The following is a 23,467-nucleotide window of genomic DNA, read 5'->3' as shown; positions in this document are numbered from 1 at the left end:
AAGCCACTTTGCTATACAAATGTGTCGCATTTGTTATCGCCACTTGAGTCACAGGGGTTTAAACTGGGAAGTATTCGATACGTTTATATTAGGAGGAAATCATGGGACTAGGTTTGGGTCTATTTACTTCAATCATTGTTGGTATCATTGCCGGTTGGCTGGCAGAGAAGATTATGAAGCGTGACCACGGCTTGTTTACCAACCTGGTGGTGGGTGTTATCGGTGGCATCATTATCCAGCTGCTGAATATTGAGGCTAGCGGTGGTTGGATCTTCTCCATCGTCGCTGCCACCGCGGGTGCTTGCATCTTGCTGTGGATTGTGGACAAGGTGAAACAATAGTCCGCATATAACTAGCGTACATACCGGTTTGTCTATAAAGTATAGATGAACCGGTTTTGTCGTTGTAGAGAGGAATCCATGGCAGAGAAGAAGTCGCGCCGCAATCGCCCCAGCCCGCGGAGTCGATTGCTGGAATCTGCAACAAAGCTCTTTAAATCTGAGGGCATTCGCGTCATCGGTATTGACCGCATCTTGCGCGAAGCGGATGTGGCCAAGGCATCCCTATATTCCTTGTTTGGTTCCAAGGATGCCTTGGTTATTGCCTACGTAGAGTCCTTGGATGAACAATTCCGCCAGGACTGGGAGCAGCGGACGGCTGCCATGCAGGATCCGGACCAAAAGATCTTGGCCTTTTTTGACAAGGTCATTGAGGAAGAGCCGGAGGAAGGATTCCGCGGTTCGCACTTCTTGAATGCAGCGGGCGAGTACCCGCGGCCTGAAACGGATTCGGAGCGCGGCATCGTCGCGGCCTGCATGCAGCATCGCAATTGGGTGCACTCTACCTTGACGGCTCTGTTGACGGAGCGCAACGGTTATCCCTCGGCCTCCCAAGCAAGCCAGCTCTTGATTTTCCTCGATGGCGGTCTCGCCGGATCCCGCCTGACCAAAGAAGCAGGGCCACTCTATACCGCCCGCGAGCTAGCTACTCAGATGCTTTCGGCTCCTCCTGCTGATTATTCGATTTAAGGTGCTTGCGCGCCTCAATGCGCAGCCGGTTGACCCGCTTTTTCTCCTCCTTGGAAAGAGCGGGTTGTTTTTCTTTATTCCGCCAATTTTGAAGGCTCTCACGGCGCATCGCATTTACTTCATCTGTAAGCGGGTAGAACTCGCGCAGCATGATTTCGAAGATGATGGTCTGAATGAGGGTAATCCAATATGCACAGGCCCAATAAATAATGATGGCGACGGGAATGGGGCCATTATGAGCTAGGTGCCAGAGGAAGAAGGGCACGATGATGAGCAAAATGCCCATGAAAATGAATATGCGGCGGTTTAGTTTTAGATCGAATTGCGTGGTGAGGAAGCTGCGGATTAGGGCGATGATGGAATTCGCCATGGTAAAGACGATGGCAGCAATGAGGACGGGATTAAGAAGATCGCCGTGATCGCGGGCGAAGTCAGTGATTGGGGCACCGTAGAATGTGGTTTCACGAAAGGCGGCGACGTCGTCAGCATTGAGCATGCCGACGGTCTTTGAGTCCTGATCGATTTTCGACATCCGAAGGATTACTTGGTACAAACCAATGAAAACCGGAATCATGATGAGCGGTGGGATGCAGCCAGCAGCAGGTTTGTAGTTATAGCTCTTCATGAGATCCTGCTGATTCTTGATGAGCGCAGCCATTTCCTCTTTGGTGCTGGCCTGGTTCATTTCCTTAGAGATATCGTTATTCTCCGGACGCATGAGGACACCGATGCGTGCGGAGCGCAGCGACATCCAGTTGAGGGGGATAACGATGCCTCTCACGGTGAGTACCAAAAGGAAAATGGAGACAAGCCATGCAGCGGATTCATCAACGAAGCCGCTGATCAGCCAATGCCAGAATTTCATGATTCCGGAAACCGGGTACATGAAGAACTCGAACATGGTTTTCCTTTCGGAGAGGAAGTATGGTTTAGGACATGACAAAAGTTCTGGGCGAACTCATGCTAACCATTGGTTTGGTTTTAGTTCTATTTGCATTCTATGAAGCCTATTGGACGAATGTGGAATCAGGGCGCTTACAAGATGAAGCTAATGCAAAATTAGAAGAGCAGTGGCGCAACCCCCGGGAGAAAGTGGACCCAGATTTGGGAGAGGCTTTCGCACAGATGTACATCCCAGCCTTTGGCTCGGATTATCATTTTGCCATCATTCAAGGCACGGATGATGATGATCTTCTACGCGGACCTGGTCACTATGAGGACACACAAATGCCAGGTGAGACGGGGAATTTTGCGGTGGCTGGGCACCGCGTAGGCAAGGGTGCCCCATTTAATGATTTGGGTTCTTTGCACACCTGCGATGACGTTATCATCGAAACCCAAACGGAAAAGATTACTTACAAGGTGCTGCCTATCGATGGCGAGCATGCGGATTGCTTCGATGAAGTACCAGAAGAATATAGCCATGTTGCAGGCAGGCACATCACCACGCCTGGCGATGTCTCAGTGATCGACCCCGTCCCAGGAACTGAAGCGGACCCCACGCGGGGAATGCTGACTCTGACTACCTGTCACCCGCAATTTTCCAACGCCGAGCGCATGATCGTGCACGCGATGGAAGTTGGAAAGGAAGCTAAGTAATGTATCGCGCTTTGTGGAATCTATTGCCAGGACCGAAGCCAGTGAAGGCGCTGCTCGCCATCGCCATTGCGGTGGGAATCTTCTTCCTCCTCATGGAGGTTGTCTTCCCCTGGGTTTCGCCGATGATGCCCTATAACGACGTCGCGGTTTAAAGCCCTAAATTGGCAATGGCTTCCTGAGCAATCTGCTCGGACTTGAAGGTCTGTTGCTGATTGCTCCACACCAGCACCGCGTGGGTATCCTTTTGCACGGCATAGACGGCCTGCTCATTGACGATGCCCCGTCCGCCTTCCCAGCCTGCAAAGGAGGCGGGCTCGGTGGCATCGATTGGCGCGGCCCAATCCACCGCGGCGCGGGCGTCTTCTACAGTGGGCATCTCGCGCACGATGACGGTAGCTTGCGGGTGGTCTTGATAAGACCAGAAGACGCACGCGGGGGTGGGAAAGCGCGTGTCGATGCCCTGCTTGGTAAGACGCTCGCCATTGGTATTTTCCAACCAGCCGGGATCGATATAGGGGCAATCGCTCCACTCGTTGACCTCTGCGGTCTGTGCGACGTTGATGGCGGCGCTTTCCGGTGTCACCTCGTGTTCCGGTTCGGTCTGGTCTGCTTGTTCGGTCTGGCATCCCGCGATCCCTATTCCGGTCAGGGCGAGAAGGACAAGTAGGCTTTTGCGCATGAGCTCCACATTAGATCGGGATTCTGATGCACTGCGTACCGGCATTCATTTCTTGACTGCGGTCCTGTTAGTGGTGGGTATTTTTACTTCGGTGAAAATGCCGCTATCGCAGTCCCTTATTAACCTATTGCTATTGGTGGGGTTCGCGGCCGTCTACTTTGCGGGATCGATCTATGCGGAGCAGTGGCCGCGGCCCATGCGCTACTTGTGGATAAGCATCCTGACGGTGTTATGGGGTGCGGATCTTTTCGTGGCTCCCGCCGCCATTTATCTGGTATTCGTCATGTACTTTTTGTACCTGACGGTGCTGGATGTGACCGCAGGTATCCTGTGTGTCATCGGTGCGACCGTGCTCACTGTCGTGGTGCAGATACCGGGAGGTCTGACCTTTGGTGGAGTGATGGGACCGGCGGTCTCGGCACTAGTAACCGTGGCGATTACCTATGCGTTTCGCACCTTATCGCGCATGAACCGGGAGCTAGTAGAAACCCGTACGCAATTGGCGGCCACGGAACGAGACGCCGGCATGGTGGCCGAACGCCAGCGCATCGCCCATGAGATTCATGACACCTTGGCCCAGGGGTTGTCATCAATTCAGATGCTCCTGCACTCCGCCGACCGGGATCTGGATAAACACGACATTGCCGCCGCCCGGCGGCGCATTGAGCTCGCCCGGCGGGCCGCGGCGGATAACCTGCATGAGGCGCGGGCCATGATTGCGGCGCTGCAGCCTCCCACACTGACGGAGACATCCCTTGAGGCGGCGCTGACGCGCATGGCGGAAAACTTCGCCGCTACGGCGGGGTTCCAGGTGGAGGTCGAAAGCGAGGGCGCGGAGCAACAGCTGCCGATGAAAATAGAGGCGGCGCTATTGCGGATTGCACAGGGGGCGGTGGGGAACATCGTCAAGCATGCCCACGCCAGCCGCGCCCGGATCACCGTCACCTATGAAACCGACGAGGTGCGCGTGGATGTGGTGGATAATGGGCAGGGTTTTGATCCCGCGATGGTGGAAAGCGCGCCGGCGGGTCTGGGGCATATTGGCCTTTCTGCCATGCAGCGCCGTGCGCAGGAGCTGGGCGGCGAGGTGATCATAGAATCCGCGCCGGGGGAGGGAACGGCTGTGTCAGTTAGTGTGCCCTTTGATAAGGCGGTAGATTAAACTTTTGGTTGAGAAAAACATCGATAGGAGGGATGTCGTGATTCGGGTCCTTTTGGCAGATGACCACGAGATTGTGCGGCTGGGGCTGCGTTCGGTGCTTGAAGGTGCCGAAGATATCGACGTCGTGGGCGAGGTAGCGACGGCGGAGGCCGCTGTGTCTGCGGCACAAGCAGGCGGTATCGATGTCATCCTCATGGACCTGCGCTTCGGGGCGGGCCTGGAGGGAACGCGCGTTATGGGTGGCGTCGAAGCCACCGCGCAGATTCGTTCCTCCATGAGCACGCCGCCCAAGGTGTTGGTCATCACCAATTACGACACCGATGCGGATATCCTCGGCGCTATCGAAGCAGGCGCGGTGGGCTACCTCCTAAAAGACGCTCCACCGCAGGAGCTTTTGGATGCCGTCCATTCGACGGCGGAGGGGGACTCGGCGCTCTCGCCCATCGTGGCCGATCGCCTCATGACCCGAGTCCGCACGCCCCGCACCTCGCTGACCCCGCGCGAGCTAGAGGTTTTGCAACTGGTGGCGGCGGGGGCCTCGAACCGGCAAATTGGCCACGACCTCATGCTTTCTGAGGCCACGGTGAAGTCCCACCTGGTGCACATTTATGACAAATTGGGTGTGCGCTCCCGCACGTCCGCGGTGGCGGCCGCTAGGGAACAGGGCGTGCTTTGAACGTCTAGTGGGCGGCGTTGTAGGCGTCGATAATGTCTTGGGGGATTTTGCCGCGGCGCGCTACGTCATGGCCCTGCTTTTTTGCCCATTCGCGGACCTTGCGGGGATCGACCTGTGGGGACTCGGCATCGGGGGCGGCATGTGCGGCCTCGACAAAGGGAGCGATTGCCTCGTGGAAGCGGCGAGCATTGTCGCGAGATAGATCCATGAGGTAGCTACGTCCGTTGACGCTGAAGCGAACTACTTCTAATTCATCCTCACCAATGAGTTTATTATCTAGGTCATCATAAAATTGCGTGATTTCGCGGCGTGCCATAGTACCTCCATGGTTTCATGGTTTATTGCGTCGATATGTTTGCCTAATACCGGCATTTGGAATCTGAATTAACTTTAATTCAATTCTACCAGTGTGGAAATTAATAGACAATAAAAATTTACTTATTGGCGCTCGCGTAAAAAATATCGCCGCCACCTTAAAGAAAGGTGAACGGCGATTGGTAGAAAGAAAAAGAGAAATTAAGCGCCCAGGCGCTGTTGAATCTCCGCAGTAACGGAATCGATCTCTCCGCTAATGGTCTTATGTGCACGGCGGCGCTGCTGCTCCGTCATGAATTCGGCGTTATCGATCGCGGAATCAACCTCCTCGAGGCGCTCGCGCACGTCGCGCTTGAAGCCGGCGGGCAGATCTACATCCTTGAGGGAATTACGGATGCCGGCGGTGCGGGCCTTGAGCGGGGCGCCATAGCCAGAAAAAGAGGCCATTTCCGCGGAACTCACGCCTGCCTTGTGAGCCTTGCGCTTTTCTTTTTCGGACTTAAGGCCCACAAATGCGCGATAAACGAGGGGAAGCAACAGCGGGGCGGCGGTGCGCAATGCGCCTGCATAGCGCTTGACCTTGCCAGAATTAAAGTGGCCCTCGCGCAACTTTTCCAGTTCTTTTTCCGCCATTTTTTGTTCGTGCTTCCGGCGCTTTTTGAGGCCCTTTTCTTCGGCCTTAACAAGGTGCTTTTCTTGCTTGGCAAGGAGCTTTTGTTGGCGGCGACGATCCTTCGACTGGGCCTTTACCTCAGCCTTGGCGCGCGCCTTTGCCGCCTTGGCCTGCGCACGCGCTTCTTGGCGAGCCTTTTTCAATTTCTTGAGGATACTCATTATTTTCCCTTACGTTTGATCGAGTCTGGATTCAACATTACCTTGCTGTTCTATTAAGCTCACCCGGTGTGGAGGATGTCGTTGTAGCTTCGGATCTCGTTGGGTGCCGCTATCGCTTGGTGCAGCGGCGCGCCCACCCGGAGATTCCGCGCACCCGATCCTCGATCGCTAGGGCCGAACGCCACAGCGCCGCCGTAGACGCGGTCATGGAATTATTCCCGCGCAAAGCCCCTGGCCGTTTCCGGCGCATCGATCTAGAAGGCGATGATTGGGAACGCGCCATGGCCACGCTGGAGGCCATTGCCTCCGGCTATACCCACATCACCAATGCGGTCTTTGCCACCGAAAAGTGGAAAGTACACGTGGAATTGCTACTCCGAGAGGGCAGCTCCTATACCCCCATTATTGTGAGCAACCACCGCGTCGCGCGCAAGAACCCAAAGAAAACCACGCTTGCCGTGCCCACCCATCGCCTTGGGCTGAGCGAGCCTATGGAGGTTCCGTATAAGTCCCGCCACCATGCCGTCGATGGGTATCGTTTGGCGCTCGCCGCCCAGGCCTTGGAAGACATGGGCCTGAACTCTGGGCGCGGCGGTGCCATCGGGCAGGACCGCCAGCAGGCCTTTTTCACGGAGACGGCGAAGTTTGACGTGCAGCGCGCTTGGGATAAGCCGCTTCCCACCGCGCCGGTGCGGGTCAAGGAATGCGCGAGTTGTAGGTTCTGGCCCCTGTGCGAGCAAGAGCTGGTGGCGGCGGACGATATTTCCCTTTTCTTACCGGGCGATCTCGCCCGCCCCTTTCGCGAGCGCGGCATTACCACGGTGCAGGCGCTTATCGATGCCAATGCGGGCGAGCCCTCCCGCCTCGCGGCCGCGTGGCGCTCCGGTCAGACGCTGTTGCGCCGCGGGGATACAGCGGTGCCGCGCGCGGATGTCGAGGTGGATGTGGACATGGAAGCCTACATGGACCAGGGCGCTTACCTGTGGGGCGCGTGGTTCGAGGGCGAGTACCACCCCTTCGTGACCTGGGAGCCGCTAGGCGGGCGCGCTGAGGCGGAGATCTTCGCCGAATTTTGGCGGTGGTTGATGCGGTTGCGCGATACAGCGCATGCGGAGGGCAAGACCTTTGCCGCTTATTGCTATTCCGCCCACGGCGAGAACCACTGGATGCGCCGTTCCGCGCAGCGCTTCCGGGAGGTAGATGAACGGGACGTAGAAGACTTTATCTCTTCCCCGGAGTGGGTGGATATGTTTGCCTACGTGAAGAGATCCTTCGCGGGGCCCTTTGGGCTGGGGCTCAAAGTGGTGGCCCCAGTGGCGGGATTCCGGTGGCCGGACGAGGAATTTGATGGCGAGGAATCCGTGAACGCGCGCCGGGAGGCCCTGGCCGGCGACATGAGCGTCCGGCAGCGCCTCTTGGACTATAACGCCGGCGATGTGCACGCCACCCGGATAGTGCGTGAGTGGATGAGCGACGGCGCGCCGGGAATCCCGGAGCTCTAGAGCGCGGCAATAAAGACATATATGAACAGCAGGATGCCAATGCCGATATAGATTTGGTTCCAGTCCGCGGTGGTTTTTGGCTCGGGACCTTCCGCCTTTTTCATCAACACCTGCTTTTGGGCCTTGACCGCGCGGGCGATGAATATGGGGTAGACCGCCAAAGAGCCGATGCATAACAGCGAGGCCACTACCTTGAGCACGGAGATATCCGTGGCGATCCAGATAAGCAGGCCGCCATTGACGAATGTGGCGCGCAATAGGCCCCACCGATCCAGCTCTTGCAGTCCTGCGCGGACCGCGCCGGGGCCGCCGCCCATGGTGGTGGGAAGAAGATAACTCATGACTCCGATGAGCAGCTGCGCCGCAAAGCCCACCACGAGGCCGAGCGTGGGAAGCCCTGGTTCTGCCACGAGGAAGTGCTGCGTGGTGTAGTACGTCAGGGAAAGCACCAGCCAGAGCGCGGCCATCAGCACCGAGACGGAGGCAAAGTTAACGCGGTCGCGCGGTGCGCGGGCGACGTCGATGACATTGCCGAGCCACTGCTGCAGGCTCAAGATCCAGCCGATGCAATAGATAATCAGCCCGAGCTGCGGGAAGTTCAGGAACGCGCCGATCGTCGTTGCCACCACGCCCAGGGTAAGTAGCAGGAACGAGGAGGACATGCGCTCATTGGTGCCCTGCGTGCGCCAGATGGTGGGAAAGAGAATGGTCAACGAACCTGCCGCGGCAAGGCCGATGAAACCGCCGATATTGGCGGCGATATGGGCCAAGAGCAACTGCGGATCGCCCGGGTGAATGGCCAGGATTGCGCCGAAGACTGCACCTACCGGCAGGCACAGCGCGGATAGTACATAGGCGCCGACAACTGGGCGGAAGCGCTTATCCTTAGCGGAGCGCCACTGGGTAAACAAGGCCACCGCGTGCCATAAAACGGTAAGCGCGATAAGCGTGGCACCGATCTGGGTCAGTATCCAGTGGTGAGCCCAGAATTGCACGAGGATTTGGCCCGCGACGGCGATGATGATGCCGATATTGAGGATATAGATGCGCGCGAGCTGTTTGGGGCGGGCGGAATCCGGCAGTTTTTGTTGCACGAATTTTTTCGTGAGGTGCTGCGACCACACCAGGATGCTGTTGGTGACTAGGCCCAACGTGAAGAGGTGGATTAGTACCCAGCGATAATTGGGCACGAAAATGTGTGCTGCGCCCACCACGATGAAGACCATCATCCAGATGGACACGGGGCGTGAGGCTTTGCGGTGCCAGGTGCGGCTCGACCACTTATCTTGAGGCATAAAACCGAGTTTAGTCGGATTTAACCTTGGTCCAAGTCAACCCCGTGAGAGCGAGTGCGAAGGCGGCGAAGCAGGCGATGAATTGGTGCCAGGTGAGGGCATCGAAAAGCACGCCTGCCAAGGCGCCCACGATGGATGAGCCCAGGTAATAGCAGAAAACGTACATTGAGGACGCCTCGGCGCGGTCGTGGGTGGCCAGTTGCCCCACCCAGCCAGATGCGGTGGAGTGCACCGCGAAGAAACCGATGGTCAGGCACACCATGCCAATAAGCGTCATTGCCAGGTTGCCGGCGCAGAGGATAATGCCCACGGTAAAGAGCGCGGCGGAACCGACCATCGTTTTTCCGTGCCCAATGCGCGCGACCAGCGTGCCCGCCCGAGCCGAGGACCACGTGCCAGAGAGATAAAACAGGAAGGTAAAACCAGCCAGCGCCGGCGACAGGCCAAAATCCCCAGTCAGGCGGAAGGTGAGGAAGTTATACATGGACACGAACGTGCCCATGGATAAAAAGGCAACGATAAATAGTGTGGCAAGATCCTTATTTGCCCAGTGCCCAAAGACCGCGCTCAGCTCGGAGCGGAAATGAATTGGCTTGGGGTGAAAATTCCGCTGGGCGGGCAGGAGGAGCCAGCAGGTGATGGCAAAGGCCAGGGAGACCACGGCGGAACCGAGCATCGCCCAGCGCCATGAGGAAAACTCCACCAAGCCAGCGGGAATAATGCGGCCGGTGAGCCCGCCCACGGAATTACCGGCAATATAAAGGCCCATCGCCTTAGGCAAAGCATGATCCTCGAGCTCTTCTGATAGCCAGGCCATGGCCGTCGCCGGAGCACCAGATAACATCGCGCCCTGCAGCCCGCGCAGGGCAATGAGCTGCCAGCCCTCTTGGGCTAGGGGCACCACGAGGCCCAGGATGGTGGCGGCGATGGCAGAAATGAGGAGGATTCGCCCGCGCCCATAGCGCTCAGAAAGGATGGACGCCGGAACCACGCAGATGGCTAACGCGCCGGTGGCGGCCGACACGGTCATGGCCGCCTCAGTGTGTGAGATGCCCATATCCGTTACCAACGTGGGCAAAATTGCTTGGGTGGTATAGAGGCTAGAAAACACCGCCAAGCCCAAAAGGAGCATGGCGATGGTGGCGCGCCGGTTTCTGGTCATGCATACCAGCATTCTCCTCACAGGCGGCGGTGTAAATTGCGCCACACCCTTGATGGGGTTAGCGCAAACATAAAAATGCCGCCCTTCCAGTAAGGAAAGGCGGCAGAAAGTAACTAAGTTAAACGTTACTTCTTAGCTGCAGCGAAACGCTCTGCAACGTCGTCCCAGTTGAAGACGTTCCATGCGGCCTTGACGTAGTCAGCCTTCACGTTCTTGTACTGCAGGTAGTAAGCGTGCTCCCACATATCGAGCATGAGCAGCGGGGTGAAGTCAACGGAAACGTTGCCCTGCTGGTCGGTGAGCTGCTCGATGATCAGGCGGTCAGCGATGTGGTCGTAACCCAACACTGCCCAGCCGGAACCCTGCAGGGAGGTAGCGGCACCAGCGAAGTGTGCCTGGAACTTCTCGAAGGAACCGAAGTCGCGGTCGATAGCCTCTGCCAGCTCGCCGGTGGGCTGGCCGCCACCGTTCGGGGACAGGTTCTTCCAGAAGATGGAGTGGTTGGTGTGGCCACCCAAGTTGAATGCCAAGTTCTTGGACAGGGCGCGGATACGGTCTGGGTTAGCCTCGCCGTTGCGCTCCTCTTCCAGTGCCTCGAGGGCAGCGTTAGCACCCTTCACGTAGGTTGCGTGGTGCTTGTCGTGGTGGAGCTCCATAATCTCTGCGGAGATGTGTGGCTCCAGTGCATCGTATGCGTATGGGAGGTCAGGAAGTTCGTAAACAGCCATTTGTGTAATCCTTTCTTCGGGTACGTGTCCCGATGATAGGCACGATCGAAAGATTTCGCCATGATTAATTTGAAATCTGCAATTACAGCGAATATTTAGTGGCCCGGGAATCTATTTGCCCAGTACAACGTTATTAGGGAAATGGAGAAAGGAGCTTTAACTGATGTGGATGTTTAAACCAGAACCGAAGATGGTGGCTGCGGAAGATGCCTTGCCGGGCCGCAGCGAGCCGGTCTTGGACCCAGCCCCGCACGCGGTGCTGAATACCCCAATTACCGGCCCGTGGAAGGACGGCCAGAAATCGATTTTGATTGCCCTGGGCTGTTTCTGGGGTGCGGAAAAGATGTTTTGGGAGACCGATGGCGTCGAGTCCACATCTGTGGGCTACGCCGGCGGCACCACCCCGAACCCCACGTATTATGAGGTCTGCCGCGGGCAAACAAACCATGCAGAAACCGTGGAAGTTACCTACGACCCAGAGAAGATCTCCTTGCGCGAGCTCGTGGTGAAGGCCCTGGAAGCCCACGATCCGACGCAGGGCTTCCGCCAGGGAAATGACGTGGGCACGCAGTACCGTTCCGCGTTTTATCCCCGTACCGAAGAAGAGCGGGAAGAGATCCAAAAAATCGTGGATAGCTACGCGAATAAACTCAAAGAATTTGGTTTTGGGGAAACCACGACCGAAGTAAAACGCTTAGCTGATACGGACTCTGGCGAGTACTACCTGGCCGAAGACGAGCACCAGCAGTACCTGCACAAGGTGCCGAACGGGTACTGCCCGCACCACAGCACTGGTGTGAAGTGCGATTAGGCGTCGAGGCGGATAAATCCGGCGATTTTTCCGGCTAATTTTGGAGTGAGGTTCAGGCGCGATTGGGAGCCTAGGACCTCGTTCCAGTACCAGAGCATCTCCTGAAAATAATTATGCCCGTGGCCGCCTGGGACGTTTAGGGAGTTGATCTGGTCTAGGCCAATCTGCCACCAAGTAATAAACGGCGCCCAGCGCAGGTGGCGGAGCGTATCCGCTCGGAGTGTTTCCGGTTGGGGTTCGTGCATCCAGGTGGGGCGGCGGAACATTAGGTTTAGGTCCCACCACACGATGGCATCGGAGGCATGCTGGGCAATGAGCACGCGGGGCCGGCGCCAGCTCGAGGAAAAATCGTTGCCAAAGGCATCGCGGCGCGAGTGCTCCGGTTGGGCAACAAAGCGGACGTGTTGTCCGCCATCGATGACGGGAAGTCGCTCGAGCGAGCCGATATCGCGGCGCAGGCGCTGGGTAAAGCGCGTCATCCGCGGCGGGCCAGAAAAGACCGCGCCGCTGCAGGCGGCGAGAAGTTCTTCCTTGTTCTGGAAGTTTTCCATAATGGCGTAGGCGCCCAAGGATTCTCCCGCAAGGTAGAGACGCGGGCGGTCTTCTTCTGGGAGCTTGTCAATTTCTTCTTGCACCACGGAAATGAGCTCGGCCGCGGCGCGCTTGGGCGCGTTTTTATCCACGAGGTAGGCAAAAACCGAGGGCAGGTAGGAATACTGCATGGTGACGGTGACGCAATCACCGGCAGTTAAAAACTCATAGGAGCTCGCGCCCCAATTATTGATCCACCCGGATCCCGCGGGCATCTGAATGACGATGGTATCCCGGCGCAGCGCACCGGTGCGCTGCAATTCTGAGCGCACCTTCTTCGCCGCTTGGGCAAAGGAGCGCCCTGGGATATAGCCGGCATAAATGCGGATGGGTTCTTTGGCGGGAGCGCCGGTGACGGTGCGAATATCGCGGGCGCGCGGACCGTTAGAGACAAAACGCCGCCCTTGTTGCCCCAGCGCGGACCAAGGTTCAAGTGACCATGGGCTGCCGGAGCGCTCCGGCTCCCAGGGCATCGACGTACCGGGAAAGATTTGCTTGTTTAAGCGCTGTGCCTTGTGGGAGAGCGAACGGATCCAGCGACGGAATACCACGCGGTCCGATAGCCCCACCGCGGCCAAGGTTAGACCTGCGGTGACGACCGGCCAGGCCACGAGTGCTGGAACCCAGCGACCCAATTGACGCGATAACTTGGTCACGGTTAGTTGTGCGGCCTCGCCTACCAAGAGCAGGGCGCCGTATCCGGCGGTGCCGGCGGCTAGGCCGATGGCCGCGGTAGCCGGACCGCGAACCAATTGCTTATTGACCAGACCCGCCTGCTTTTCCTGGTTGCGCAGCGAGAGCGCCGCGTTGAAGGCGGTGCCGGCGCCAATAGCTAAGTGCAAGATTTGGCGGTGCTGCGGGCCCAAACGGTCTTGCGGGCGTTTGCCCAGCCGGTTGAGCACAAAGCTCGTCGAGGCCGCCCCGAGGTGCCCGATGGCCTGCCCGATAGATACATTTGCCGCCGTTACCCACCACGGGCGGGGCAGCAGGGACGGGGATACCGCGGCCCACGTGGCCAGCTCTGCGCCTAAAATCCCGGCCGACATATGAGGCGGCAACGTTTGTCGGCTGGTCATGCGGACGACGGGCGTGAGATCCGCGACTACGCCAAGAGAAATTAGTGCAGCGCGGCTGAAGGCGCGTTTCATGGTTGCCCATTATCCCAGAACATGTTCCGTTGCGCAGTGTGAAACAATCCGCATGCAAAACCCCGCTAAGCGTTGCACAATGGGGTTATGGCAAAGCATGTAGGAAATAAAGTCGTTCTCATTGGCGCGGGTGACGTGGGAGTCGCTTACGCCTACGCACTGGTCAACCAGAGCATCGTCGACCACCTGGCCATCATCGACATCGATGAGCGGAAGCTGGAAGGCAATGTCATGGACCTCAACCACGGCGTAGTCTGGTCGCCACAGCGCACCCGCGTCACCAAGGGCACCTACGCGGATTGCGCGGACGCTGACATGGTCGTCATCTGTGCCGGCGCTGCCCAAAAGCCCAGTGAAACCCGCCTTGACCTGGTGGATAAGAACGTCAAGATCATGAACAGCATCGTCGCGGATGTCATTGCTAATGACTTCGACGGCATCTTCCTAGTCGCCTCCAACCCGGTCGATATCCTGACCTACGCGGTATGGAAGGCCTCCGGCTTTGACCACAAGCGGGTCATCGGCTCCGGTACGATTCTGGACTCCGCGCGCTTCCGCTACATGCTGGGTGAATTGGAAGGCGTGGCACCGAAGTCCGTACACGCTTACATCATTGGTGAGCACGGCGATTCTGAGCTACCGGCCGTCTCCACCGCGAATGTTGCCGGTGTGCCGCTTTCGCAGAAGCTGGAAAAGGATCCGGAATACGCCGAGCGCATTGAAAAGATCTTTGAAGAAACCCGCGACGCCGCCTACTCCATTATCGATGCAAAGGGCTCGACCTCCTACGGCATCGGCATGGGGCTTGCACGCATTACCGCCGCGATCATCCAGAACCAGGACGTGGCGCTTCCCGTCTCTGCTTACCTGCAGGGCGAGTACGGCGTGGAGGACCTCTACATCGGCACCGCGGCCATCGTGAACCGCACCGGCATCGTGCGCCCAGTAGAACTGCAGCTCAACGAGCACGAAAAGGAGCGCTTCGACGCTTCTGCAAAGACGCTCAATGACATCAAAGAAAAGTTCTTTGGCTAGTGCACATCGTCGCGCATAGGGGATATTCCGGAAAATACCCGGAGCTATCCCCCTTAGCTTTTGAAAAGGCCATGGAGCTTCCTATCCATGGCGTGGAGTGCGATGTGCGGTTAAGCCGCGACGGCAAGGTGGTAGTCCAGCACGATCCCACCTTGGAGCGAACGACGGGGCGCGCCGGGCGAGTTTCGGCGATGGACTGGCGGGAGCTGAGCGAGGTCGACATCGGCAAGGGGCAGCGCATGATGCTTCTCGATGACCTCTTGGCCATGCTGGAGGACAAGCCTCACCACCTTTATATTGAAACCAAGCACCCCTCTGGGCAAGGTAGCGCCTTGGAAAAGCGGGTCATGGAACGACTGCGCGCCGCCGGGCTTGATGAGGATCCGCGCCTTCACGTTATTTCCTTTTCCCATAAGGCCATCCGGCGCATGAAAATTTTGGCACCGCATATTGACCGCATTTACCTGCGCCGAGATTGGGAACGCCATTTCAATCGCTCGGATTTCATGTGGTCGCGGCCGAGCGCCCTGGGGGTTTCCCTGCTGCGCGCCAAGATGCAGGCGGCCATTATCGGTGCGCAGGGTTTGCCCACGTATATGTGGACCGTTGATAAGCCGGAGGACATGAAGTGGGCCTGGTCCAATGGCGTGGACATGCTTGCCACCAATCAGCCGGAGGTGGCCCTGCGCGCTATTGAGCTGTAGAAAGCAGGTATCTTGGAGGCATGGCCAAGAAGAAAAAGAAACAAGAAGACCTGCCTGAGGGCATGTCCCGCCGTCAGGCGAAGCTTGCTGCCCGCGCCAAAGAGCGCGCCGCCCTAGAAAAGGACCCACGCCCCTATAGCGGCCTTGCGGCGGAGGCTTCCCTCGTTGCCATGCAAGAGTTCGTGCCCTCCGCTTTTGCGAAGCTCGACGTGAAGGGCTGCGATAGGAACGTCTACGTCTCTACCGTCCTCCCGGGCGCCACCGCGGCGCTGATCCGCGATGAGGAATTCGGCGGCGATGCTTTTGTGGCACTGCAGGTGCAGTCCCACACTCATAACCCCGGCCGGGATCTGGCCTTCGCCCTGAACTGGGTAAAGAACAACGAGCCAGGCTCTACCTTGGAATCGACCGCGGCCGATGGTTCGCAGCCAGAGCTTAGTGAGCTTATCGATGCCGCAACCACCCTCGACATCGAAGTTCACCAGGACTTCAGCTGGTGGATTCCGGAAGGCGCGCAGGTCACCCCTGAGGTATCGCAGTCCATGCGCGCCGCCAATGACTCGGTCATCGAATCCCACCAGGTGGGCAAGGACATTACCGGTACCGCCTTTTGGGCCAATGCCGGCGGCGGCAAAGCGCACGTGCGCTGGGTGCGCCCGAACGACGATGAGGCCGCATTCCTCAACGCCCTGGCGCGAGTCGCCGCGCGCGGCGAGCTGAACCTGGGCGAGGACACCAAGTTCGCCGGAGTCTTCCGCACCCACGGACTCATCGCTCCCGTCTTTGACGTGCAGCCCGAGGTTGATTACTCTTCTTATGAGGACAAGCTCGCGGGCGTAGATAAGGCCTTGGAAGAAGAAATCTCCAATGACGCGCAATTGAACGCAGAAGAGCGCAAGCAGCTAGAAAACATCAAGTCCCGCCAGGTGACGTTGCGCTAAACGAACCACACCAAAGCGGCCCTTTCCCTACAGTACGAGGAGGAAAGGGCCGTTTTCTTCGCAATCTAGCTAGGACGAGTTAAGGCATGAACAAGAAAAACTCAGGGCCTCGGCGCATAGCCTGGGCTTTCGCAGCCGCCGGCGCAATAGCCTTCATCCTTGGCATAATTAGGATGTTCTCTATGGATCCTGTGGAGTGGAGAATTCTCCTTGAATTCTTCATAGCAACCACACTTGCTGGTTTCTCAATAACGTTTTTCCGATACGAAGATTGAGTTCAGGCCTATTTCATGGAGTCCCAGAGTTGTTGGGCGCCTTCATCGTCCCAGAGCACGACATTGCCCACGACGGTGTCCTGGAACCCGCCAATGGGAACGGTTTCCGTATCTACGCCGGAGCCCATCGCAAGCGCCACGCGGGCCAGGTGCCATACGTGGTCGCCATCGCCCACGATGAAGGAGGAGGCGGTGTGGTTAATCAGGGAAATCGACCGGAAGGGGTTAATCAGCGTGGCCGGGGAAGTGATCTTATCTAGGAGCGCGGCAAAGAATTCGCGCTGGCGCTGCACGCGGTCGAGATCGCCCATTGCGGTGGCGCGGGTGCGCACATAACCCAGCGCATCGCTGCCCTCTAGCTTCTGGCAGCCTTCCTGCAGATCGATGCCCGCCAGGGGGTCATTGATGGGCTCTGCAACGCAGATATCAACGCCGCCGACGGAATCGACCACATTGGCCAAACCACCCATGCCGATTTCGGCATAGTGATCAATGTGCAGGCCAGTATTGCCCTCCACGGTTTGTGCTAAGAGCTTTGGCCCGCCGTAGGCAAAAGCGGCGTTGATCTTATCCATGCCGAAGCCGGGTACTTCCACGTAGCTATCGCGCGGAATGGAGACCAGTTGGGCTCGGCCGGAGCGTGGGATATGCAGGAGCATGATGGTATCGGTGCGGCCCTCGCCCACATCGCCACCGGTGCCGAGGGCTTGTTGATCCTCTTCGGACAGGCCCTGGCGGGAATCGGATCCCACCAACAGCCAATTGGTGCCGGAGGTATTGGCCACCTGCTCATCCGGGAGGGCATCCACGCGGGTCAGGCGCGTATCGGCCCACAGCGCGAAGATGAGGCTGCAGACCACGACGAAGAGGACAAAGATGCCGACGCACCCAAAGAACCGCTTGACCGGATTGGTCTTTTTCCGGCGGCTATGCGGTTTAGAGTGGCGGCGGGGCGGTTGCTGCGCTTGTTGTGGTTGGTAGCGCTGTTGCAGCTGCTGCGGCGATTGCGGCTGCGATCGCTGTGGCGGCCGTTGCTGTGGCTGTTGTGGCCGCTGTGGTGGTTGCTGCGCGGAACACTGCTGGGCCCGGTACTGGCTGGGGTAGCGGGTAGGGGTTTCCTGGCGCGGGATGTGCTGCTGCGGCTCGGCACGATTCGTGCGCGGCCGGCGGCGGATGGGCCGACCGTAGCGGTCCTTGAGGGGACGGCCATCGGCCCCAAGGACGAACTCACTGGATGAGCTATCGCCAGCGCGGCGCGCCTCCCGATGCGGATCTCGTCCTGATTCAGTCATGCGCTATACCTTACAAGGCGCCGGCCAATTCCCCCGCTTTCCTCGCGAGCACGCCACTATTAAAGCACAGAAAGGCCGAAGGAATAGGCGAGGAAAGCGATCGCATCGATAAGAAAGTGCGCGATGACAAGCGGCCACACGCGGCCTGTGCGGTGATAGTAGTAGCCGTAGATTACGCCCATGATGATATTGCCAAAGCCGGCCGATACCCCCTGGTACAGGTGATATGAACCGCGCAGGATGGAGCTAGCTGCCAAGGCAGCCGGCAGCGACCAGCGCGCCTGGCGCAGCCTCGTCATCAGCCACATGACCACCACGGTCTCTTCCGCAAAGGCATTTGCGGCGGCCTTGATGAGGGACACCGGAATCTCTAACCACGCATTGTCGAAGTCACCGGGGATGACCTCTTTGCTCCAGCCAAACTGCATCGCGGCGAAATACAAAACTAGGCCCGGGATGCCGATGAGCGCGGCGAGTCCCGCGCCGTGCAACCAATCAGAGGCACGGTAGGCGGCCGGTTTAATGTGGTCTTGTGCCAGCAGGAAAATCACCAGCGCACCATAGGCAAAAAGGACCGCCGCCGAGCACAATTGCAGTCCCAAATCCACCCATGCCAGGCTGGATTGGCTGGAGTTGAGCGTGACGGATTGCTCATTGAGCGCCTGTGGAGCAGCCAGCGAATTGATAAGCCGCAACACCGCCCTGACCCCGGAAATACCAAAGGTCAGGGTGAGGACGATGAGCAGCTCGGCGCGTAGTTTCTTGGTCATGGGTGCAGGATGTGGGCGAGGCCTAAAAGTTGGGCATCGGAAAGCGTAATGCCTCCCACATGCACGCCGACGGGCGGGTGCGCGGGGATGGCCCAAGGTACAGAGATGGCGGGCAATTGGGCCATATTAAACAGCGAGGCCCATGGGGACCAGCGCGTTTGGGCGTCGAAATTCTCCGCGTGCGGAAGGGACAGGAAATGCCCCCGCGGCGGGGGATCCGCGGTGAGCATGGGCGTGATAATGGCATCGACCCGCCATTGCTGCGCTAGGAGCTCCGGGAGGTGGCGGACATGGCGCTGCGCCGCGTTCAGCTCTGCGGCGGATACGGTAGCGCCTTGCTGGGCCACCCAAGCCGCGTAGCCCTCTGCCTGCGGCAGCCCCACAAACCGGGAGGTAAAGATCTCGCGGAAGTGCGCAAACGTGGCCCCCGCCTGCGGATAAGGCGCAATGGGGACCACCTCGAACCCCGCAGCGCGCAGGCGATCCGCGGCCTCGCGTGCCGCCCGCAGGTGGTGGGCCTCCACCCGAGTCGCGGCAAAAAGGGGCTCAAGCAACAGCCCAATGCGGGCGCGCGGGGTGATCATGCGGTGGCCGTGCAGGAAGGCATTATCGGCCACAGTGCGGGTGATAAACCCCTCCGCGCCCAGGTTGCTGCCCGCAGGCTTAAAGCCCACGACCCCGCAGGCCGCCGCGGGAACGCGAATGGAACCGCCGCCATCGCTGGCCTGCGCCGCGCGCACGAGGCCGCGGGCTACCTGGACGGCCGCGCCGCCAGAAGAACCGCCCGGGGTGCGTCCTGGATAAAGGGGATTATCGGGGTGGGGAAGATCCACCGGCTCGGTATCGACGCGCAAGCCCAACTCCGGGGTGGAGGACTTGCCAATGAATACCGCGCCCTGCTTTTCCAATGTCGCGATGAACGGCTCGCTGACCGCGGGATAGTACGTGCGCTTGGCATTGCCCAAGGTGGTGGGCATGCCCGCGACATCGTTGAGATCCTTTGCAGATAGGACCCACCCGCACAGTCGACCGGTGCGGGCGGGGGTGCGCTGCAGATCCAGGTAGGTAAAACCGTGCTCTGTGGGGCCCATGCCCTGCACATCGGCGCGGAATCGTTCTATGGAAAAGTCCATGGCGCACCAGTCTAGTGGGCTAAGGTGACGGGCATGACTACAACCATCGCTTTCTTAGGCCCCGCCGGTACGTTCACGGAGGCCGCCGTGCACAAATTTGCCGCGGAGTGGGAAGCGCGCGGGGAGACCGTGGAGACCCTACCGGTGGACTCGCCTTCAGCGGCGGTGGCGGCCGTGCGCGCCGGGCAGGCCGATTATGCCTGCGTCGCCATCGAAAACTCCGTGGACGGGGCGGTGACGACGACCTTTGACGCGTTGGTAGAAGGCGATCCCGTACAGATTTACCGCGAGGTAGATATCCCCGTGACCTTCAGCATCATGACCCGGCCGGGAACGAAAGACATCACGCGCCTGAGCACGCACCCGGTGGCCTTCCAACAAATCCGCGGCTGGGTGGCAGAGAACGCGCCGGGCGTGGAATTCGTGCCGGCGAGCTCGAATGCGGCGGCGGCTCAGGCCGTAGCGCGCGGGGAGGTCGACGCGGCGGCGGCGCCAGCGCGGGCGGCAGAACTTTTCGGCCTAGAAACCAAGGCGAGCGGCGTGGCCGACGTGCAGGGCGCGGCTACCCGTTTTGTGTTGGTAGGCCTGCCGGGTCGCCCGACCGCACGCACCGGCCAGGATCGCACCAGCGTCATTTTCACCCTGCCCAACCAGCCGGGAACCCTGGTGGGGGCCTTGCAAGACTTTGCCCACCGTGGGGTGGATCTTTCCCGGATTGAGTCGCGGCCGACTCGCCAGACCTTTGGTACCTACCGCTTCTATGTGGACCTGATTGGGCATATCGATGACCAGCCGGTTGCTGAGGCCCTGCGCGCGGTGTGGTTGCGGGCGGAGGAACTGCGCTTTTTGGGCTCCTGGCCCACCGCGACGCCCGCCGGCCACCCGCCGCGGGACCTGGCTGAGGCGGATGCCTGGGTGGCGAGGGCGCGCAGGGGTCAATAATCTGGACGCATGACTGGAAGAATCATCCTGCTGCGCCATGGCCAAACCCATTCCAACGTATCCCGGCTGCTGGATACCCGGCCGCCGGGCGCGGAGCTTACGGATCTGGGGCGCAACCAGGCCACGGAGGTGGGCCGGGAGCTAGCGGGGTTCGTGGGTGATCGCGAGGTCGACTTCAAGTGCTCTATTGCGCTGCGGGCGCAGCAGACCGCCACCTTGGCGGCGCGCGCCTTTGAACAGGAGCGGAACCTGCCGCGCTTTTCCATTCCCATCGATGTCATCCCGAATGTGCAGGAGATTTTCGCCGGCGATTGGGAGCTCGATGCCAGCGAGGCCGCCCACCGCAGCCACGATACGGCCATGCGCGGCTGGTGTTACGGCGATAGCCAGGCCGCCATGGAAGGTGGCGAGCGGCTCCAGGACGTGCTTTCGCGTTTCCAGCCCGCATTGGAAGAGATTGCGGCGCAGCTTGCCGATGACCGCGATGTCATCCTCGTCAGTCACGGCGCCGCCATCCGGGTGGTGACGAAGCACGCCACCGGGGCGGACGCGGACTTTGCCTATACCGGTTATATGCCCAATTGCCGCTTTACCGTGATGGAACCGCGCGGCAAGAAATTTGGCGAGTGGACGCTTACCCGCTGGGCCGATATTGAGCTCTAACCCCAGCCCAGCTGGTGCAGTTCGTGTTCTTCCATGCCAAAGTAATGGCCTAGCTCGTGGAAGACCGTGACCTTGACCTGCTCGGCCAGGTCTTCTTCTGACGTGGCCCAGCGCTGCAGCGTGCTGCGATAGATGAAGATCGCATCGGGCAAATACCCGGTGTGGTCAAATGTGCGCCGAGGCAAAGCGACGCCTTCATAGAGCCCCAGCAAGGTGGGATTATCGGGGTTTTCCTCTTCCACCAGGATCACTAGGTTGCGCATCTTGCGCACGAATTCATCGGGCACCTGATCGAGGGCGTCATTGACCATCTCCTCGAAGCGCTCTTCCGAAACGGAATACATTTACGGTGCCGGCTTATTATCGCGAATCGGGTTGCGCTCTGGGCGCTCCTCCGGCGGGTTGCCATCGATGGATAGCGCTTGGCGGCCACCGGTGGCGGTGCCAGTGATGGAGGAAAAGCCGCCATCATCGCGGGCGTGGACGAGCGAGCAGTTCACGGACTTGGTACCGCCATTCCAGGACTCTTCAGACACGGTTCCCCAGAACGGCTGCAACGTGGATTGGTAGAGCTGCTCCTCCCCACCCAGGTAGTCCTCGGCGGCGGCCGTGCAGGTATCCGAGAGGAATTTATCCATCTCCTTGCCATCCGGGTACGCGTCGGGGAATTTCTTGCCCAAGTCGATGACGGATACTGTCTCCAACTGGTGTGGCTGGCCGCAGTCCACGACGCGCGGTACCTGCTGATCATCGATGGCCAAGCACTCGCCCGGCTTAGCCAGATTGGCCTGCTCGGAGGCCTCGACATTGCCGGTGGTCAACTGTGGTACGCCGTGATCATCGGTGGTTTGTAGGCCACACAGCAGGGTGCGGTCACCGTTATTCCACGCGGATTCCGGCGGCAGGATGGAGGCAATATCGTATTTGCCGTGCGGATCCCACTTGCTGTGCAGGTAGCTCACCGTGGCGGATTCACAGAGCTCATCGCGCAGCTGGTGCTGGCGGGTAAGCGCGGGCCGCGAGGCATCCGGGCCGAATTCACTGGTGGGGTAGACGCTGAGATCCTCCACTGTGGAGACCTCGAAGCGGTGTTGCTCGGAGCATTCCACCTCCTTGAAGGAAGCGGCAGAACCATCCTCGTTGATATCCCACGTCACGCAGGATCCGGCGGAAGCGGAGGTAAAAGGCTCCGTTTTGGAATCGGAAGATCCCGAGCCATCCGCACCGCGCTCAGAGGACTGCTCAGAAGAGGCCGTATTATCGGCCCCGTTGGAGCCGTGGTTGCTGGCAATGCCGTAGATGCCCATGAAAACGGCCGCCGCGATTGCTGAGATCAAGGCAATCTGGACGGCCACAGCGGAGCGCCACGCAGGTGATTTCTTCATAAGGCCCATTATCTTACCCCTTAAGCAGGGTCTTTTCTAGATTGAGGTATCCCGGGAAACCCGGGTATTCAGGTGGTACCTATCGGTGCGGTAGACCGAGGAACACCATTCCACGGGCTTATCCCCCGAACGTGAGCAGCGCACGATGTGCAGCAGTGGGGAACCCACGGGGACATCGAGAAGCGGCGCAATCTCCTCATTGGCGGCAATGGCGGATACGGTCTGGTCCGCGTCCGTGATGGGGACGCCAAACGTCTTATCCAAAATCGAGTACACCGAGTTATAGGTGTCATTTTCCAGCAGGCTCGGCGCAAAGGTGGAGTTGTACCAGCCGTCATCGATGGAATAAGGCTCGCCATCGCCCAAGCGCAGCCGGCGCAAATGAATCTGTTCCTCTGTGGCAGGGGTGCCAAAGAAGTTGGTGGCCGCCTCCGGTGCGCTAGCGCGGCCGCTGTTGAGAATCTTGGAGGAGGCCACCACGTCCTGGGCGCTCATTTCATCGGAAAAGGAGGCCAGGTGCAGGCGCGATACCAAGGGGTTGGGGGCAACGAACGTGCCCTTTCCGCGCACGCGGCGCAATTTACCGGCGGTAACGAGATCCCCGATGGCTCGGCGCACCGTAATGCGGGAGACACCGTAGGTCTCCTCCAAGAGCCTCTCACCAGGGAGGATATCACCGGGTTTGAGGGTGGTATTACATAATTCCTCCAGAATATCGTGCAATTGGGCGTGCTTTGGGGTGGGGCCATCGCTAATCTCGCGGGCCGGCAATTCTAAGGAGGACATGATTCCATAAT

28 protein-coding genes are annotated in these 23,467 nt (G+C 59.2%); 14 read left to right on the top strand and 14 right to left on the bottom strand.

Going from position 1 to position 23,467, the window contains the following annotated elements:
* Positions 1-101: 101 nt before the first annotated feature.
* Together ACLI1O_RS11205 and ACLI1O_RS11200 are read left to right on the top strand one after the other, a co-directional pair.
* Entirely contained in the window at positions 102-341 is a 240-nt protein-coding gene (locus tag ACLI1O_RS11205; RefSeq protein WP_411706868.1) for a GlsB/YeaQ/YmgE family stress response membrane protein, read from the top strand.
* A 78-nt stretch (positions 342-419) separates the two neighbouring features.
* Positions 420-1,028, top strand: coding sequence for a TetR/AcrR family transcriptional regulator (locus ACLI1O_RS11200; protein WP_349839251.1), 609 nt, complete (start codon positions 420-422; stop codon positions 1,026-1,028).
* Here ACLI1O_RS11200 and yidC read toward each other — a convergent pair.
* Entirely contained in the window at positions 985-1,929 is a 945-nt protein-coding gene (gene yidC / locus ACLI1O_RS11195; protein ID WP_284771246.1) for a membrane protein insertase YidC, read from the bottom strand. The two genes, ACLI1O_RS11200 and yidC, sit on opposite strands and share 44 nt — an antisense overlap.
* 35 nt (positions 1,930-1,964) lie before the next feature.
* Here yidC and ACLI1O_RS11190 point away from each other — a divergent pair, with 35 nt between their 5' ends.
* The gene (locus ACLI1O_RS11190) at positions 1,965-2,627 is read left to right on the top strand and encodes a class E sortase (protein ID WP_284771245.1); all 663 of its coding nucleotides are present in this window, start codon (positions 1,965-1,967) and stop codon (positions 2,625-2,627) included.
* Positions 2,627-2,779 (top strand): hypothetical protein, encoded by a 153-nt coding sequence (locus ACLI1O_RS11185; protein WP_284771244.1) that lies wholly within the window; start codon positions 2,627-2,629, stop codon positions 2,777-2,779. The genes ACLI1O_RS11190 and ACLI1O_RS11185 overlap by 1 nt, the downstream gene beginning before the upstream one ends.
* Here ACLI1O_RS11185 and ACLI1O_RS11180 read toward each other — a convergent pair.
* Positions 2,776-3,306, bottom strand: coding sequence for a DUF2020 domain-containing protein (locus tag ACLI1O_RS11180; protein ID WP_284771243.1), 531 nt, complete (start codon positions 3,304-3,306; stop codon positions 2,776-2,778). The genes ACLI1O_RS11185 and ACLI1O_RS11180 overlap by 4 nt on opposite strands.
* Here ACLI1O_RS11180 and ACLI1O_RS11175 point away from each other — a divergent pair.
* Positions 3,305-4,468 (top strand): sensor histidine kinase, encoded by a 1,164-nt coding sequence (locus tag ACLI1O_RS11175; RefSeq protein WP_284771242.1) that lies wholly within the window; start codon positions 3,305-3,307, stop codon positions 4,466-4,468. The two genes, ACLI1O_RS11180 and ACLI1O_RS11175, sit on opposite strands and share 2 nt — an antisense overlap.
* A 37-nt stretch (positions 4,469-4,505) precedes the next feature.
* Positions 4,506-5,144: a response regulator gene (locus tag ACLI1O_RS11170; protein ID WP_023018163.1), complete on the top strand. Its 639-nt coding sequence runs from the start codon at positions 4,506-4,508 to the stop codon at positions 5,142-5,144.
* Between the two features lie 4 nt (positions 5,145-5,148).
* On the opposite strand, the gene ACLI1O_RS11165 is transcribed toward ACLI1O_RS11170, so the two are convergent.
* Complete coding sequence (locus tag ACLI1O_RS11165) at positions 5,149-5,460, bottom strand: histone-like nucleoid-structuring protein Lsr2 (RefSeq protein ID WP_284771241.1); 312 nt, start codon at positions 5,458-5,460, stop codon at positions 5,149-5,151.
* A gap of 200 nt (positions 5,461-5,660) precedes the next feature.
* On the bottom strand, positions 5,661-6,293 hold the full coding sequence (locus ACLI1O_RS11160; RefSeq protein ID WP_284771240.1) for a DUF6474 family protein: 633 nt from the start codon (positions 6,291-6,293) through the stop codon (positions 5,661-5,663).
* Between the two features lie 68 nt (positions 6,294-6,361).
* On the opposite strand from ACLI1O_RS11160, the gene ACLI1O_RS11155 reads away from it, so the two are divergent.
* A complete protein-coding gene (locus tag ACLI1O_RS11155) occupies positions 6,362-7,795 on the top strand; it encodes a TM0106 family RecB-like putative nuclease (RefSeq protein ID WP_411706865.1) in 1,434 nt (477 codons plus the stop codon).
* On the opposite strand, the gene ACLI1O_RS11150 is transcribed toward ACLI1O_RS11155, so the two are convergent.
* The 3 genes from ACLI1O_RS11150 to ACLI1O_RS11140 all read right to left on the bottom strand — a co-directional run bounded on the left by ACLI1O_RS11150 (position 7,792) and on the right by ACLI1O_RS11140 (position 10,980).
* Positions 7,792-9,090, bottom strand: a complete 1,299-nt coding sequence (locus ACLI1O_RS11150) for a copper oxidase (RefSeq protein ID WP_411706864.1) — start codon at positions 9,088-9,090, stop codon at positions 7,792-7,794. The genes ACLI1O_RS11155 and ACLI1O_RS11150 overlap by 4 nt on opposite strands.
* A 10-nt stretch (positions 9,091-9,100) precedes the next feature.
* On the bottom strand, positions 9,101-10,252 hold the full coding sequence (locus ACLI1O_RS11145) for an MFS transporter (protein WP_284771237.1): 1,152 nt from the start codon (positions 10,250-10,252) through the stop codon (positions 9,101-9,103).
* 125 nt (positions 10,253-10,377) lie between these two features.
* Positions 10,378-10,980: a superoxide dismutase gene (locus ACLI1O_RS11140; RefSeq protein WP_284771236.1), complete on the bottom strand. Its 603-nt coding sequence runs from the start codon at positions 10,978-10,980 to the stop codon at positions 10,378-10,380.
* Positions 10,981-11,143: 163 nt separating this feature from the next.
* On the opposite strand from ACLI1O_RS11140, the gene msrA reads away from it, so the two are divergent.
* Positions 11,144-11,791 carry a peptide-methionine (S)-S-oxide reductase MsrA gene (gene msrA, locus ACLI1O_RS11135; protein WP_349839248.1) on the top strand — a complete coding sequence of 216 codons (648 nt, stop codon included), beginning with the start codon at positions 11,144-11,146 and terminating at the stop codon, positions 11,789-11,791.
* Here the strand turns inward: msrA and ACLI1O_RS11130 are convergent.
* On the bottom strand, positions 11,788-13,530 hold the full coding sequence (locus ACLI1O_RS11130) for an alpha/beta-hydrolase family protein (RefSeq protein ID WP_349839246.1): 1,743 nt from the start codon (positions 13,528-13,530) through the stop codon (positions 11,788-11,790). The two genes, msrA and ACLI1O_RS11130, sit on opposite strands and share 4 nt — an antisense overlap.
* A gap of 87 nt (positions 13,531-13,617) precedes the next feature.
* On the opposite strand from ACLI1O_RS11130, the gene ACLI1O_RS11125 reads away from it, so the two are divergent.
* From ACLI1O_RS11125 to ACLI1O_RS11110, 4 genes are all read left to right on the top strand, one after another.
* Positions 13,618-14,565 carry an L-lactate dehydrogenase gene (locus ACLI1O_RS11125; protein ID WP_284771233.1) on the top strand — a complete coding sequence of 316 codons (948 nt, stop codon included), beginning with the start codon at positions 13,618-13,620 and terminating at the stop codon, positions 14,563-14,565.
* Positions 14,565-15,269: a glycerophosphodiester phosphodiesterase family protein gene (locus ACLI1O_RS11120; protein ID WP_284783621.1), complete on the top strand. Its 705-nt coding sequence runs from the start codon at positions 14,565-14,567 to the stop codon at positions 15,267-15,269. The genes ACLI1O_RS11125 and ACLI1O_RS11120 overlap by 1 nt, the downstream gene beginning before the upstream one ends.
* A 20-nt stretch (positions 15,270-15,289) precedes the next feature.
* The gene (locus tag ACLI1O_RS11115) at positions 15,290-16,210 is read left to right on the top strand and encodes a DUF5926 family protein (RefSeq protein ID WP_005279695.1); all 921 of its coding nucleotides are present in this window, start codon (positions 15,290-15,292) and stop codon (positions 16,208-16,210) included.
* 86 nt (positions 16,211-16,296) lie between these two features.
* A complete protein-coding gene (locus ACLI1O_RS11110) occupies positions 16,297-16,485 on the top strand; it encodes a hypothetical protein (RefSeq protein WP_284772102.1) in 189 nt (62 codons plus the stop codon).
* Positions 16,486-16,493: 8 nt separating this feature from the next.
* Here ACLI1O_RS11110 and ACLI1O_RS11105 read toward each other — a convergent pair whose 3' ends face one another.
* Genes ACLI1O_RS11105 through ACLI1O_RS11095 form a run of 3 tightly spaced genes read right to left on the bottom strand, consistent with a single transcriptional unit; the run spans position 16,494 to position 19,680 of the window.
* Positions 16,494-17,777, bottom strand: a complete 1,284-nt coding sequence (locus ACLI1O_RS11105; protein ID WP_284849693.1) for an LCP family protein — start codon at positions 17,775-17,777, stop codon at positions 16,494-16,496.
* A 59-nt stretch (positions 17,778-17,836) separates the two neighbouring features.
* Positions 17,837-18,547 carry a CPBP family intramembrane glutamic endopeptidase gene (locus ACLI1O_RS11100; RefSeq protein ID WP_284772104.1) on the bottom strand — a complete coding sequence of 237 codons (711 nt, stop codon included), beginning with the start codon at positions 18,545-18,547 and terminating at the stop codon, positions 17,837-17,839.
* Positions 18,544-19,680: an amidase gene (locus ACLI1O_RS11095; protein ID WP_284772105.1), complete on the bottom strand. Its 1,137-nt coding sequence runs from the start codon at positions 19,678-19,680 to the stop codon at positions 18,544-18,546. Before ACLI1O_RS11095 ends, ACLI1O_RS11100 begins: the two co-directional genes overlap by 4 nt.
* 33 nt (positions 19,681-19,713) lie before the next feature.
* Between ACLI1O_RS11095 and pheA the strand changes: the two genes are divergently transcribed.
* Together pheA and ACLI1O_RS11085 are read left to right on the top strand one after the other, a co-directional pair.
* The gene (gene pheA, locus ACLI1O_RS11090) at positions 19,714-20,622 is read left to right on the top strand and encodes a prephenate dehydratase (protein ID WP_284772106.1); all 909 of its coding nucleotides are present in this window, start codon (positions 19,714-19,716) and stop codon (positions 20,620-20,622) included.
* A gap of 9 nt (positions 20,623-20,631) precedes the next feature.
* On the top strand, positions 20,632-21,285 hold the full coding sequence (locus ACLI1O_RS11085; RefSeq protein WP_239269315.1) for a histidine phosphatase family protein: 654 nt from the start codon (positions 20,632-20,634) through the stop codon (positions 21,283-21,285).
* On the opposite strand, the gene ACLI1O_RS11080 is transcribed toward ACLI1O_RS11085, so the two are convergent.
* From ACLI1O_RS11080 to ACLI1O_RS11070, 3 genes are read right to left on the bottom strand one after another with little or no spacing between them, the layout of a single operon-like run.
* A complete protein-coding gene (locus ACLI1O_RS11080) occupies positions 21,282-21,629 on the bottom strand; it encodes a metallopeptidase family protein (protein ID WP_239269314.1) in 348 nt (115 codons plus the stop codon). The two genes, ACLI1O_RS11085 and ACLI1O_RS11080, sit on opposite strands and share 4 nt — an antisense overlap.
* Positions 21,630-22,679 carry a septum formation family protein gene (locus tag ACLI1O_RS11075; protein ID WP_349839238.1) on the bottom strand — a complete coding sequence of 350 codons (1,050 nt, stop codon included), beginning with the start codon at positions 22,677-22,679 and terminating at the stop codon, positions 21,630-21,632. It abuts the gene before it with no gap.
* Positions 22,680-22,706: 27 nt separating this feature from the next.
* Positions 22,707-23,456 (bottom strand): GntR family transcriptional regulator, encoded by a 750-nt coding sequence (locus tag ACLI1O_RS11070; protein WP_349839237.1) that lies wholly within the window; start codon positions 23,454-23,456, stop codon positions 22,707-22,709.
* Between the last annotated feature and the right edge of the window lie 11 nt (positions 23,457-23,467).

Source organism: Corynebacterium sp. LaCa78, assembly GCF_046717505.1.
GTDB lineage: Bacteria > Actinomycetota > Actinomycetes > Mycobacteriales > Mycobacteriaceae > Corynebacterium.
This window is presented reverse-complemented; position numbering and strand designations above follow the sequence as displayed.